We start from the raw sequence: 13856 nt of genomic DNA, 5'->3' as shown, positions 1-13856 counted from the left end.
TTGTTCACGCTAGAGAAAGAGCCAAACGTGGCACGTACTGAAGTTCTGTTGCTGACTAACCGAGATTCAGACAATATCGGCGATCAGATTATTGAAGCCTCTGTTATCAGCCTGTTGAAAGCGGCTGCAGAGAACCTTGGAGTTGCATCAGATTCGTTCGTCGTTCGCAGTCGGGCCGCGAGCATCATCAGCAAGAAATACATGAGCACAGGTGATGAGTCTCTGCTCGAGCCGGCTCGACGTGCCATTTCCAGGGCTGACGTCGTAGTCTTCGGTGGGGCGCCAATATTCAACTATGTCTACCAAGTCTTCTACCGGCGAACTATAAGGACGGTCGAACTTGCCGAGGAGTACGGGGTCCCCGTGCTGTTCTCCAGCATCGGCGTTGAGCCCTACAACGACGCAGACGAACGTTCGCTGGCACTGCAGACGGCGCTGAGGAAACCAGTCGTTCGCCAGATTACCACCAGAGACGATCTGGAATCGACACAGAAATACGTTGAGGGAACCGGGATTCCTACGGAGCTCGTGTCTGACCCCGCTGTCTTCGCTGATTCGGTATTTGAGAAGGTGCGTCCAATTGAAGACCCGCGTGGACGCAGCCGGAAACGTATCGGCCTCGTTGTAACCCGGTCCGGTGTGTTCCCCGACAACGGAATTCCATTCAGTGAAGCAGATCAGCGCAATTTCTGGCTTGGTGTGATCGACGAACTGACCGCAAGAGGCGACGACTATCGACTTTTCACCACTGGTCATTTCGACGATGAGATCTTCCTCGATTCTCTCGTTCGACACCACGGGGTGCAAGGGAAGAAGGCTGCCGTCACTCTCAACTCACCAGAGGAGCTCATCGAACAGCTTCGCAGCTGTGATGGTGTCATCGCCTATCGTCTTCACGCGTCGATCACCTCATTCGCCTTCGACATCCCCTCGATCGGGTTGACGTGGAATTTCAAGGTTCCAGATTTCTATCGTTCTGTTGACTATCCGGAACGAGCGCTGGATTCGGCAGATTGGAAGCCTTCCACAGTTCTCAGCGCACTCGACAGAGCTATGAGTGAAGGAGTGGAGAAGGACGACGATTTCATGATCTCGGTCTATCGAACGCTGTTCTCAGGCTTGAAAGGCATCCTCAAGCCCAACGAGCAGATCGAGCCCTACTCACTGGAGGAGCTCCGAGAAAAGCTGCCACGCTACGCGGGTACATCGCGTAAGCAGTACCAAGAGAAGATGCGACGAAAGCTTCGTCGATCGTATGGCTTCTACCAGGATCGCATCTACAAGAACGTTGCAAATTCTCCGGCTACGGAGCCTAAGGTAGCAACGCTTCCGAGGTCAGTTGGTCGCGGACTGAAGAAGTTACTTAATCGCTTGCCTTGGGTATGACGATAGACCTGAGCCGTTCGCCCAATCTGGAAGCGCTAGTGGAGCGTGCTTACGATTTAGCATGATCAGCTAGAACTTCAGAGTCATAAATATGAGAGTGGTCGGTTTCAACGAAAACGTTCAGTATTCGTTGAAACCGACCACTCTCAGTTTGTCTAAGAGCAAGGCGGAGAGAAGTTTCCGGCTCTTGTCTGACTGGCAAGTCTGAGAAGACTAGGGTCTACTTGCCGTGTCGAGCATTGGAGATCTTCGTCCACGTGCGGATCGGGAGCATCTTCTGGAGTTTCTTCGCCGATTTCTCCGCAGCGATCGCGCGGGTTTTGGTTGCCTTCATACTCGTCTCCATACGAGTAAGCCTGCGTTCGAGAGGGGTGATTCGCTTTTCCAGGGCGGCGACAGAAGCGGACGCGTTCTTGGTCTTCTTCCGAGCCTCAAAATCTGTGACGAGATAGTTCAGGGCCGCTTCGATTTCAGCGGCGCCCTGTTCCTTGGCGAAGTCGAGGTTTTCTTGCACAAACGAGAGGCTATTCATGCCGGTGATCTTGAGATTACGGATCGCGTCTGTGGTTATCTCGGAGTCAAACGTCTTGAACTCAGGGAGGTCTCCGCTCAGCGAGAGCGCCACCATCGTCCTTACACACTTGTCGCAAACTCCGCAGTTGTATTTTCCGGTGTTCTGCCAGCACACCCGTAGATGTTCTTTGGCCGCCGGATACTTGGCTACCCGCTTGGTCTTATCGACTCGTGTGGATCCGGCGCCATCATGCACAATTGAAAGCCGGTTGCTCGACCACAGGTGGTCGAGCAGGGGATGCGAACCCCAAGCGAAAGTGTCGGAATAGGTGTGCGAAGCAGGAATCATCTGACGGCCGAACTGTCCACTCAGAAGGTGCCCGATCGATGACAACGCGGCGCCGTGAGTCAGAGTGGGCCACTTACCAGCGCGATTGAGGAACCTGCGCATGTTTGTGGAGCCTTCAATGAGCTGTTTGCCTGTGAAATCGGCTACCTGGCGAAGGTGCGCGGACGTCGGCTCTCGAACATCGGTCCGTGAAAGTGGGATGTCGAAGCCGTGCATGTAGACCAGAGCATCAATGTCGGACTCGTTTCGAATGAGAGTGTCGAAAGAGTCCACTCCACCGGTAAAACAGGAAACGGTCTTTTCAAGCAACGGAGCCTTGTCTTGCGTTCGCGGAGCCACTTCCAAGCGGGCAGCAACCAACTGTCTGGGGTACCAGGTACGAAGAATGTCCTGTGCAGCTTGCGAGTTGTAGAGGAGTCGACTTGAGACAGGCTGATCCATCTCCAGCACGCCGTCGCTGCCAATCGCCAGGATCAGGCCAATGATGAAGAAGGCATCTGCGGCTGCCTCGTCGTCGGTTTTCGTGCCCTCGGGAAGCTGAATCCAGGCTTCGCCCTCGGCCGCCGGCATGCTGATTTGGGCGGAGACATAGACGCCTTCGTCGTTGTCTTTTACTGCAACTGATCTGATATTTACCATTCGGACCTCGCTTTGGAATTCAGTTCCGATGGAGCTGAACTGATTTAGTAGTCACAGGGGAGTTTAACCCAGTGTTCATTGTGGAATGCCCATTTGCGAAACCTTGGCATGGCATCGCAGGGACGCCCCGCGCACAGAACGAGAGTTCGTCAGTTTGAGCCGTGAACCCGAATGCTGTCGCCCCTGTCTCAGGACTTTGCCACCCTGACTTTCCTGTCCTCGGCGTCGCAGAGCGCGATTGAGTAGGGGCCTTTCTTCGTCACCGATCGTGGCACGATAACCGAGGCTCTGTCGTCTTGGTGTTTGATGAGCTCGACTTCGGTGACTTTGCCGGTTTTTTTCGATCGCACGGTCGCGGTTATCAAATCACTGTGCACCCCATGGAGTTCGGTGATCTCGTTCCTGCCGAGTGTGAATCGCCCGATCCGGACTGGGCGAATATTGTGGGTGGAGTTGAGGTGCACGGCTGTCGGTCCCACATCCACAGCGAAGTTTCCGGCAGGGGTGAACAACGTTGCGGCATAAGTCGGCGTGCCGTGCAAAACAGGTTGTGTGTCGATGCCTTTGGCTTTGAGGTGTCCCAGATTCTCAGTCAAAGTCACCGACCCCCATCTTGCGCGGACGAAAGTGTCCCAGAGCCCCGTTTCTGGGAAATCGTTGGTATTGATTTCAGCGCGAATCTGAGAACGGATGCCAAAGGTGCCCCTGTCGGTGTGCGATACATCCAGAGGGTACCGGACTTCGACCGACGATTGACGGTGTCGCATTACGAGTTCGGCAGAAAACGGGGCTTCGAATGCACCCTGAATACCGACTTCTCCCCATAGCTCGGTTAGCTCATCGGTGTGTCTGATTCTGGTGAGGTAGGTTCTGATGGTGACGTTGAGGTCGCCGATCGAGCTGCCCGTCGACGGAAGATAACGGAACTCGGAGTTCTCCCAATCGAAATCGAGAGGAACATAGCCATCCACTCGGAGGAGCTCGCTGACCCTCTCGATCTCGTCCAGATCGTTGCGGACAGCGAGATCTACCAGCACTTGTGAGCTCACGGCACCGTACTTTCGGATTCTGGGATTCCACAAAGACAGAACCTGCTCTCTGAACAGAGAGAGCATCTCTTCGCGCTCAGCACGACCATGTGCTGGAAGCAACCTCTTGCCGAACACGGCAAGAGTTCCTTTCCTGCCGACCAGGGGTCGCCTGAGCAACACATCGCGTCGAATCCCGGGTTCAGTGTTCTCTACGATGGTCGCGACCAGCGATAAGATCCGATCGAGATGTTTTCGAGGCGTCTGTCCTCTGCTCGTCACATTTGTTCCGTCTCCGCGATGGCGTAGCCAGTAATAAGTCTTGTCTGCAAGGATGGAGACATGGGGGCTGTGCAGAAATGCTTTCATCGCAAACGGCTGATCTTCTCCGATGGCAAATCCCAATGGAAAACGAATGCTGTGCTCATCGATGATTGACTTGCGAAACAGTTTTTGCACGCTCAGAGTTGACTTTGCCTTGGAGTCAATAAAGTCAACCGCGTAGCGGCTCTTCTCGAACAGTCCCGACACCACCGGTCGCGGCGGACCGTCTCCAAACGCTCCCAACTTGCAGAGCACGACTCCGGAGCCTGTCCTATCGGCAGTCTCAACGAGTCGCTTCAGGGCGTTCCGGTCAAGTTTGTCGTCAGCGTCAAGGAAGAAGAGGTATCGTCCGACAGCTTCTTCGACGCCTCGATTTCGCGGAGCCGCGGCTGAGCCGCTGTTGGGGATCGAAAACACTCGAAGATCGTCATGATCTCTCGCTAGATCGTTGAGGAGGGCGAGTGAGCTGTCTGACGACCCGTCATCCACAGCGATGATTTCGAGGCAGCCCTCTTCAATGGTCTGTTCACGAACAGATTGGATTGTCTCTTCGATGAACTTTTCGCAGTTGTAAACCGGAATGATGATACTGACGTCAATTTGAACTGCGTCGCGCGAAGCATCCAGGGTTTGGTGCGGAGAATTGGGCATTGAGTGCTCCTAAGGAGAAGTGTGGGGATGAGCTCAGCCTCTTGACCGCATGCTACTCCTGCAGAGCGTGCAGGGTGAGGTATGGGTGAATGAATATAGCTTTTGCTCAGTAACGATCAACTGCCCAATACCCCAGTAAGTCTTGCCAAAATCGCAACCTCTGTGCAGACTGTAGTGGTGGTCACGACAGGCAATGGTGCTGAAAGCACAGAGACGTCTCTGGTCAGTCGTGTCCGCATCGCCATCAGAGACGCGGGAATCAACCACAGCGAAGTCGCCCGACAGATCGGACTCGACGCGAGCAAACTGTCGAAATCCCTCGCCGGAACACGAAGATTCCGAGTCGAGGAGATCTCTCACATCGCCGAACTCACCGGGGTCACCACGGATTGGCTGACGACCGGGCGAACGGCACGGCCGCCTCGGCGAACAATGGTCGCCGACGTTCTTCCTGCTCTCAGTGAATCACCTGCCGACGATTTCGCAGATGGTCTCGCGGATGATGCGCGCATGGAGCTGGTCGGTGGGGGAGCGGCCCTCGGGCCGACCTCCGAGCAGGACTGGATGTCGAAGGGCACCCGCAATCGGCTGAAGATCATCGCGGCCGCCTGGCGACTCTATGCCGATCTCGGCATCGACAAGGTCCGAACCGAAGACGTCGCGGACGTCGCCGGGGTGAGCGCCTCGGCGGTGAATTACCACTTCCGGACGAAAGACCAGCTGCTGCAGGCGGCCCTGCGCCACTCGCTCGATGTCATCGCCGAGACCCGCCACCTCAACGATTCCGCCGACCCCATCGGCGTGCTCCGCCACTTCGCACGCATCCATGCCGGAGTCGACCCTAAGATCCGGAGAGTGTGGTCGATCTGGCTCCAATGCTGGGCCCGTGCAGCCACCGACGAAAGCGCCCGTGCGAACCTCACCGCCGTCTACGGCGAGTGGATGGACATGATCACCACCGTCATCGACGGCGGCCAGCGCATGGGAACGATCCGGGAAGGCAACACCCCACTGATGGTGAAATCCCTGTCGATCTTCATCGACGGCCTCGGCGTTGCCCGCACCACCGAGCACATGCCCATCACCGATGACGAGGCACTGACCATGCTCGAGAACTACCTCGCCGCTCACATCCTCAACAATGACGCGTCCACCGACGACACCCGACACCCGAAGTCAGACCGGGCCGCCACTGCTGGCCGACTCGACCCGACGTCCTAGGAAGAAGGCACATGAACACACCGAACCGAAGACAAGCGCTGGGCGCGGGCCTTGCCGTGGCCGGAGTCGCCGGGCTGAGCGCCTGCGGCGGCAGGGAAGTCGGTGCCGCCGACGCCGGCAAGCCTGTCAAAGGCGGAACCCTGCGCGTCGGTGTCACCGGCGGCAACTCCGCGGACACCGTCGACGCCCACATCCCCGTCAACAACGGCGACGTCTGCCGAGCCGTCAACCTCTACAACGCCCTCTACGGCTGGGACGACGACTCCCAGGTCGTGCCGCTGCTGGCCGAATCGATCAAAGCCAACTCCGACTCCACCGTGTGGACGTGCACGCTGAAGGACGGCATCAAGTTCTCCGACGGCAAGCCGATCACCTCCGAAGACGTCGTGTTCACCTTCGAGCGGATCAATGACCCCGACGATCCGAAGACTGCGGCCGCAAACTTCTCCATGCTGGAGAAAGTCGTCGCCAAAGATGACCGCACCGTCGAATTCCGACTCAGCGAACCCAACGGCCTGTTCAAGGACGCCGTCGCCGAATACACCGCCGCCATCGTCCCCGTCGGCTACGACCCGGAGAACCCGGTGTGCTCGGGACCGTTCAAACTCAAATCCTTCACCGCCGCCCAGTCGACGGTGCTCGTGCCCAACGAGCACTATTTCGACTTCGACAAGATGTACCTCGACGAGGTGGAGGTGCTCAATTTCAACGACGACGACGCCCTCATCAACGCCCTACTGTCCACCCAGGTGGACGCGATCGCCGGCATCCCACTCGCCCTCGTCGAAGTCATCGCCGCCGATGAGCGCATGTCCATCCTCAACTCGAAGACTGGCATGTGGCTGCCCTTCACCATGCGCGTGGACAAGAAGCCCTTCGACGACGTCAAGGTCCGACAAGCCTTCCGGCTCGTCGTCGATCGCGAACAGATGATCGAGCAGGTGCTCTCCGGCTACGGCACCCTGGGCAACGACATGTTCGGCCCGCTGAGTGAGAACTACCCGAAATTCCCGCAGCGCAAACAGGACCTGGACAAAGCGAAGAAGCTCCTCGCCGAGGCGGGCTACCTTGACGGACTCGACGTCGAACTCGTCACTGCCCCCATCCAATCCGGAGCAGTCGAGGCCGCCCAGGTCTTCGCCCAGCAGGCCGCCGACGCCGGAATCCGGGTCAAGATCCGCAAGGTCGACGCCACCACGTTCTTCGGCGACGGATACCTCCAATGGGACTTCGCACAGGACTTCTGGTACACACGTGACTTCATGCCGCAGGTCATCTCCTGCGCACTGTCCGAATCACCCTTCAACGAAACCCACTGGGACGAACCGAAGTTCAACAAGGTCTTCGACAAAGCTCGAGCCATTCCCGACGCAGGGGAGCGGCGAGACCTTGAGCACGAGCTGCAGAAGATGCTCTACGACGAAGGCGGCTACATCGTGTGGGGCTTCGCCAACCAGGTCGACGCATTCCAGAAGTACGTCGGCGGTCTCGTCCCCAACTCAACAGGACGACCCCTGAGCGGTTGGAGATTCGACCGCGTATGGATCGGAGAGGTCTGACATGTTCGGAAAAGTCATCGGTAAGCGGCTGCTCTTCTCCGCGTTCATCCTCATCGCAGTCTCCCTGCTCGTCTTCGGCGCCACCCTGCTGCTGCCCGGCGACGCCGCCCGGGCGATCCTCGGCCAACAGGCCACACCGGAGCGCATCGCAGCCCTGAATGAACAGCTGGGACTCGACCAGCCCGCTTGGCAGCGGTACTTCACCTGGCTGGGAGGACTGTTCGTCGGCGACTTCGGAACCTCCTCGGCGACGGGAGGATCCGTCGGGGCCCTCCTCGGCGATCGGATCGGGGCCTCCTTCATCCTCATGGGACTGGCCGCGATCATCTCCGTGCCCTTGGGCATCGGCCTCGGCGTCTATCAGGCTCTGCACCGCGGGAAGCGCCGCGACCAGGCGATGACCGGGGTCAGCCTTGTGCTGGCGGCCATGCCCGAGTTCGTCATCGGCATCGGCCTCATCGCCATCTTCGCCACCTCGGTATTCCAGATCCTGCCGGCCGTCACCCTGGCCCCGCCGGGAGAACCCGTGTGGAACCGGCCGGAGCAGCTCATCCTGCCGACCCTGACACTCATCCTCGTCGTCACCCCCTATATCGTGCGAATGATGCGAGCGACGATGATCGAAGTCCTCGACTCCGGTTTCGTCGAGATGGCCAGGCTCAAAGGTGTCCCGGAGAAGCGCGTGATCATGCGCCATGCCGTGCCCCACGCACTCGGACCGGTCGCTCAGGTCGTCGCGATCCAGCTGGCGTGGCTGGCCGGCGGTGTGGTCGTCGTCGAGTTCCTGTTCCGCTACCCGGGACTCGGCCAAGCACTCATCGATGCGGTCACCTACCGTGACGTGCAGGTCGTCCAAGCGATCTCCATGCTCGTCGCCGCCGTCTACGTCGTGGTGAACCTGGCGGCCGATGTCGTCGGCATCCTCACCAACCCGAAACTCAGGAGCGCAGCATGAGCACCGACGCCAACAGTCTTGATGACCTCAAGTCCGCGGCCACCGATGCCGCAGAGGTGCCCAAGGAATCCGCCACCACCTACGTTCCCTTCTACAAGCGGGTGCTCGCTCAGAAACAGGGCAAGATCGGTCTGATCATCACCGTGGTCGTCGTGGCGCTCGCCCTGTGCGGACCGCTGCTGCTGCCCTGGGCCACCGGCAACACCGCAACCGAGTTCGTCACGAAGCCATTCAGCCCCTATGGGCTGTTCGGTTCGGACAACCTCGGCCGCGATGTGTTCTCTCGGTTCCTCGCCGGCGGTGTGACCCTCATCGCCTACGGTGTGCTCGCCACGGCGCTCGGCATGGTCGTCGGTGCGATCATCGGCATGCTCGCCGCCTATGTCGGAGGAACCTTCGACGCCGTGATCATGCGGCTCAACGACGTCATCCTCGCTATCCCGCAGCTCGTGTTCGCCCTCCTGGCAATCACAGTGTTGGGCCCGCAGGGATGGGTGCTCGTGACCGTCATCGGCCTCACCCACGCTCCGCGCATCGCCCGTGTCGCGAGGTCCGCGACCCTGGGCGTCATCACCGAGGACTACATCAAGGCGGCAGAGATGTACGCGATGCCCCGGTGGAAGGTGCTCATCCGTGAGCTGCTGCCCAATATCACCGGACCGCTGAGCGTGGAGGCGGGCCTGCGCCTGACCTACTCGATCGGCTACATCGCGTCGCTGTCGTTCCTCGGACTCGGTCTGCAGCCGCCCGCGGCCGACTGGGGTCTGATGATCAACGAGAACCGCATCGCCCTGTCCATCCAGCCCTGGGGCGTGCTGCTGCCGGTCGTTGCGATCGCGCTGCTGACCATCGGCACCAACCTGCTCGCGGACTCCTTCGCCCGAGCCACCGCATCAACATCCGTGGAGGCATGATGAGCCCGAAGACAGAGACCGTTCGCCACGATGATGCGAACGAGCCGAACGAGAAGATCGTCCTGCGCGTCAGCGACCTGCGCGTGCTCACGAACGCCGGAGACGAGATCCTTCACGGAGTCGACTTCGCCCTGTCCCGAGGAGAGATCCTGGGGCTTGTCGGCGAGTCCGGTTCCGGTAAGACCACGGCCGGCCTGGCCTGCATGGGACACTTCCGGGAGGGCCTGAAGTTCGGGTCCGGCTCCGTGAGCATCTGGCCGCGCGGTGACGCCACCCACCTTGAGGTCGGCGACCTCGACGAGGTGGCCCTGCGAGATCTGCGCGGATCCCGAATCGCGTACATCCCTCAGGACCCGGCACTCTCGCTCAACCCGGCCATGCGGGTGGGTGAGCAGATCCGCGAAGTCCTCGACATCCACGACTTCGGAGCCTCCGATCGTGAACGAACTGACCGCGTCGCCGAGGTGCTCGTCGACGTCGGACTGCCCGGGGATCGTGCCTATCAGCGACGCTGGCCCCATCAGCTCTCCGGCGGTCAGCAGCAGCGCATCGGCATCGCCATGGCCTTCGCGATGTACCCCGACGTGCTCATCCTCGATGAACCGACGACCGGCCTGGACGTGTCCACCCAGTCGGTCGTGCTCGACACGATCCGGCAGATGACGGTGGCGAACAACGTCGCCGGCCTCTACATCACTCACGACCTCGCGGTGATCAAGGACATCTCGGACCGGGTGGCTGTGATGCTGCGCGGCGACCTCGTCGAAGAGGGCCCGGTGTCGGCAGTGCTCGAACGTCCGCAGCATGAGTACACGAAGATGCTCATGGCCGCGGTGCCGGACTTGGCCGGGCGGAAGACGATCGGTGACGGGGCCGCGGAAGCGAAAGCCGTCGCCGAGGCTGTTGAGAAGACACATATCCTCGTGTCGGCGGGGGAGAAGTCCGGCGATTCGGAAACGGAACGGACCGATGCTGACGGGGCGACCGCCTCGGCGAGGGATGGGGGCGGTGGGGTCGCGAATGCACCTCTGCTCGAGGTCAAGGACGTGGCGCTCGCCTACGGGAAGGCGCAGATCCTCGACGGGATCAACCTGGTCCTGGAGCCGGGGGAGTGCACGATGCTGCTCGGCGAATCCGGGTCGGGCAAGACGACCCTGTCGCAGTGTGTGGCCGGGCTCAACGACGACTACCAAGGATCGGTGAAGCTGCGCGGAACGGAGCTGGCTCGGTCGACGCGCAAACGCACGAACGAGCAGCGTGTGGGCATCCAGTACGTGTTCCAGTCGCCCTTCTCATCGCTCAACCCGCGGCGGTCGATCGGGCAGTCGCTGACGGTGCCGCTGGAGATGAGCGGCGAGGGCACGGCCGTGAGCCGAAAGGCCGCTGTCGAAGAAGCGCTGGATTCGGTGCGTCTGGGACGGACGTTCTACCACCGGCGCCCCGGTGACCTCTCCGGTGGTGAGCGGCAGAGGGCGGCGATCGCCCGCGCCCTGGTCAACGCACCGTCGGTGATGGTCTGTGATGAGATCACCTCTGCGCTCGACGTCAGCGTGCAGGCGTCGATCGTCGCCCTGCTACGGACCCTGCGGGAAGAGCGTCAGCTGGCAATGCTCTTCGTCACGCACAACATCGCGCTGTCGCGGCATATCGCCGACAACCTCGCGGTGCTCAACAAGGGCAAGATCGTCGACTACGGACCGACCGCGCAGGTGCTTGAGGATCCGTCGCACGAGTACACACGGGCGCTGATCGCCGACGTGCCGAAGTTTTGAGGGGTCTGCCGGCAGCGAGCCCTATTGGCTTCGCAGCCGAGTCTCAGTCGGATAGCCCCTGTTTGGACTAGGCGTGTCCCTCCCCGCCACGCAGGAACTACCGACGCGCTACTCGTCGTACGTACCCTGCGAGCCGAGTCGAGAATCGTCGATTGATCTCTGTCTGAAGTTCTGCGTTGCGTTGAGTGAGTGACTCCACTTCCGATGAGAGTGACTTCACTTCTGTTGAGAGGGAGTCAACCTTCTTTGTGAGCGAGCCCAACTTCGCGCGATTCTTGCGCCCTGATGTGAACTGTTTGAGGTAGGCTCTCTCAGCTTTCCCCAGTTTACGGCGAAGGTCGAACTCATCCGTATCAAGGAACTGCGACCTAGACACCAGGGAGTCCGCGACTGACTGGAAATCATACCTTTGTCCACCCTCGTTTGAATTCAGCACATGGGCACCTAGCGCCTCATGTATGTAGGCGTACGTGGACATCAGGTAGTCCGTGTATTCGGGGCTATCTTCGGGCGCCGAACTTGTCTGATCGAGGATCTGGAATGTTTGTTCGGCATCCCACTTTTCAAACGGGAGAGCGCGTTCCGGGTGTCCTATTGCTTCGTAGAAATGTGGAAGCTTGTCATTCCACTCGAGAGCGACAGTAGGAATACCAAATGAGTAGGAGATGATCGAGGAATGCATGCGTATGGAGGCAATTCTTGATCGGGCCGCGATCGCCTCGACAACCTCTCGGGTCGTTTGCGGGAGGATGATCTGCTCATCTGAGAGACCGTGTTTCTCGGCGAAGAATCGCAAAGTATTGTTGTCTCCCAAGCTCCCATTCGTGTAGAGCTTGGGGGGCATGCCGTGGGATTCTGCAAGCGTGACAAGGTCGGCCAGGTACGACATTTCCTGCGAGAGTCCCCAGTTCCGCTGGTTAGCTTTAAACAGCCCGCCGCGGACTACATTGATCCCGATTGTGCCGTCGGGAACGACGTCAGTCATTCCATAGACAAACTTGGTCCAAGTTGCCGGATCCGCAACCTGTCGCACCTCGAATCTCGCGTCCTTGGCTACTTCCTGGAAAAGTGGCAAGTTCTCGCGGACAGACAGAGCTCGGACACAGCGCTTGTTCACGATATTGGAAATAGCGTCGACTCGACCTTCTTCGGCACCCATGTTGTTCAAACCCATTGAGGAGAACACAACAGGAATTCCGCGCTCATCGGCTGCGGCGGTGATCCGGTCCATATACTCATAGAACCCAAGATATGACTGACCGAAGAGTCCACCGCCAGCAAAGAAGATGGCATCACAGCGTTCGAGTTGAGCTTCGTCGAAGCCCTTTAGCGACAACGGAGCGAGCTCGTATTCGTCGGAGCTGAGACCATAGTTTTCTAGAGCAACTTCAAGCAACGCGAGAAACGTGGTGCTAATGAGATTGTCTCCGAAGTTGTCGTCGACATAGGACACTGTTGCAATTCGTAGTGACGAGGCCATGCGTTGGATACCTTCGGGTGAGCTGCTAGTAGGAAATGAGAAACTATAGATGAGTTGCGAGCGAGTCTAGCTGGTACGTGGACTAGATCGAATGAACAGGGCACCAGCAAAAGATCCAACCCTAGTCAAGACACACCAACCTTATCGAACCGCTTCGGCAATTGGGCTAAACAGTTCAGATAAACGAACGAGGGCTAACGCCAGTATCCGCAAATTGGTGGAGTGAAGGTCGATTCTGCAGTCGGCGGTGCCCGATCAGCACCGATCAACTTCGATGCTGCCGTGGCACTCCGCAGGTTGAGACCATCAATCGAGTCTGCTCCCGCCAGCATTTTCACGATCGGTGTCCGTGGTGACTTAACAAAGTGGTTAGGTGGTGCCGGTGTCTTCGATAACAAGGATCGACTCACCGGCTTAGTTCGGTCAGGTCGAGTTCTGATGCCAGACCCGCGGAGGCGACGAGGTGTCCTTTTCGTGCGGAGTGGAAAGCTGTTTCTGTGTCGAAGTTCTGAGTCATTCAGTAGGTCGACCGGAGAGCGGGCGGCTGAGGATTCCAGCCGCCCACTCAACAGCGTATGGTCGTTTCTACGTTGCTGATTATCGTGTGAAGGAGCGTGCCGCGATGAGTCGAGGTTGGTTGGCCGTGGTGTCGGCCGAGCACGTTGCCATAGGTGTGCATCGGGGTTTCGCGCAGGTCAACCACGGCAAGCGGTTACCGCTGGTGAGGATGGCTGTGGGAGACACGCTCGTCTACTATTCGCCGACCACAGTGCGCGGGGTATCCGACGGATGCCGTTCGTTTACAGCAATCGGGACGTTTCCCGACGACAAGATCTGGCAGGCTGACGAAGGTTCGCTCAAACCGTTTCGCAGACGTGTCGACTACCTGCCTGGAAGTCATGTGCCGGTCAATGATCCGCGGGACAAGTTGGCTCTCACCGCAGATGCGCGTTGGGGGTATCAGCTGCGACGGGGCGTCCTCGAACTGGATCCAGCGGACGTGGAGATCATTCGCGCGGCGATGACGGCACAGAATTAGTCCGAAGCCAGTGGGCAGCGAAGGTC

The 13856-nt window shown here is 59.1% G+C and carries 10 protein-coding genes; 7 read left to right on the top strand and 3 right to left on the bottom strand.

Going from position 1 to position 13856, the window contains the following annotated elements:
* Positions 1-27: 27 nt before the first annotated feature.
* Complete coding sequence (locus ACVZTU_RS14100) at positions 28-1386, top strand: polysaccharide pyruvyl transferase family protein (protein ID WP_482400648.1); 1359 nt, start codon at positions 28-30, stop codon at positions 1384-1386.
* A 220-nt stretch (positions 1387-1606) separates the two neighbouring features.
* Here the strand turns inward: ACVZTU_RS14100 and ACVZTU_RS14095 are convergent, their stop codons facing one another.
* Both ACVZTU_RS14095 and ACVZTU_RS14090 read right to left on the bottom strand, forming a co-directional pair.
* Positions 1607-2887 carry a hypothetical protein gene (locus ACVZTU_RS14095; RefSeq protein WP_482400647.1) on the bottom strand — a complete coding sequence of 427 codons (1281 nt, stop codon included), beginning with the start codon at positions 2885-2887 and terminating at the stop codon, positions 1607-1609.
* 188 nt (positions 2888-3075) lie between these two features.
* Positions 3076-4890 (bottom strand): glycosyltransferase family 2 protein, encoded by a 1815-nt coding sequence (locus ACVZTU_RS14090; RefSeq protein ID WP_482400646.1) that lies wholly within the window; start codon positions 4888-4890, stop codon positions 3076-3078.
* Positions 4891-5067: 177 nt separating this feature from the next.
* On the opposite strand from ACVZTU_RS14090, the gene ACVZTU_RS14085 reads away from it, so the two are divergent.
* From ACVZTU_RS14085 to ACVZTU_RS14065, 5 genes are read left to right on the top strand one after another with little or no spacing between them, the layout of a single operon-like run.
* Complete coding sequence (locus ACVZTU_RS14085) at positions 5068-6111, top strand: TetR/AcrR family transcriptional regulator (protein ID WP_482400645.1); 1044 nt, start codon at positions 5068-5070, stop codon at positions 6109-6111.
* Between the two features lie 11 nt (positions 6112-6122).
* Positions 6123-7670 (top strand): ABC transporter substrate-binding protein, encoded by a 1548-nt coding sequence (locus tag ACVZTU_RS14080; RefSeq protein ID WP_482400644.1) that lies wholly within the window; start codon positions 6123-6125, stop codon positions 7668-7670.
* 1 nt (position 7671) lies between these two features.
* Positions 7672-8625 carry an ABC transporter permease gene (locus ACVZTU_RS14075; protein ID WP_446656981.1) on the top strand — a complete coding sequence of 318 codons (954 nt, stop codon included), beginning with the start codon at positions 7672-7674 and terminating at the stop codon, positions 8623-8625.
* The gene (locus tag ACVZTU_RS14070) at positions 8622-9539 is read left to right on the top strand and encodes an ABC transporter permease (RefSeq protein ID WP_482400643.1); all 918 of its coding nucleotides are present in this window, start codon (positions 8622-8624) and stop codon (positions 9537-9539) included. Before ACVZTU_RS14075 ends, ACVZTU_RS14070 begins: the two co-directional genes overlap by 4 nt.
* Positions 9539-11311: an ABC transporter ATP-binding protein gene (locus ACVZTU_RS14065; protein ID WP_482400642.1), complete on the top strand. Its 1773-nt coding sequence runs from the start codon at positions 9539-9541 to the stop codon at positions 11309-11311. Before ACVZTU_RS14070 ends, ACVZTU_RS14065 begins: the two co-directional genes overlap by 1 nt.
* Before the next feature lie 97 nt (positions 11312-11408).
* On the opposite strand, the gene ACVZTU_RS14060 is transcribed toward ACVZTU_RS14065, so the two are convergent.
* A complete protein-coding gene (locus ACVZTU_RS14060; protein WP_482400641.1) occupies positions 11409-12764 on the bottom strand; it encodes a polysaccharide pyruvyl transferase family protein in 1356 nt (451 codons plus the stop codon).
* A gap of 631 nt (positions 12765-13395) precedes the next feature.
* Between ACVZTU_RS14060 and ACVZTU_RS14055 the strand changes: the two genes are divergently transcribed.
* The gene (locus ACVZTU_RS14055) at positions 13396-13830 is read left to right on the top strand and encodes an EVE domain-containing protein (RefSeq protein ID WP_482400640.1); all 435 of its coding nucleotides are present in this window, start codon (positions 13396-13398) and stop codon (positions 13828-13830) included.
* Positions 13831-13856 lie beyond the last annotated feature (26 nt).

Source organism: Brevibacterium sp. OS20 (assembly GCF_056837565.1).
The sequence above is the reverse complement of the archived record's forward strand: the minus strand, read 5'-3'. Positions and strand labels throughout refer to the sequence as shown.

Coding starts and splice junctions, on each gene's coding strand:
- ACVZTU_RS14070 (WP_482400643.1), top strand. CDS start 8,622: ATGAGCACCGACGCCAACAGTCTTGATGACCTCAAGTCCGCGGCCACC.
- ACVZTU_RS14075 (WP_446656981.1), top strand. CDS start 7,672: ATGTTCGGAAAAGTCATCGGTAAGCGGCTGCTCTTCTCCGCGTTCATC.
- ACVZTU_RS14090 (WP_482400646.1), bottom strand. CDS start 4,890: ATGCCCAATTCTCCGCACCAAACCCTGGATGCTTCGCGCGACGCAGTT.
- ACVZTU_RS14095 (WP_482400647.1), bottom strand. CDS start 2,887: ATGGTAAATATCAGATCAGTTGCAGTAAAAGACAACGACGAAGGCGTC.
- ACVZTU_RS14080 (WP_482400644.1), top strand. CDS start 6,123: ATGAACACACCGAACCGAAGACAAGCGCTGGGCGCGGGCCTTGCCGTG.
- ACVZTU_RS14065 (WP_482400642.1), top strand. CDS start 9,539: ATGAGCCCGAAGACAGAGACCGTTCGCCACGATGATGCGAACGAGCCG.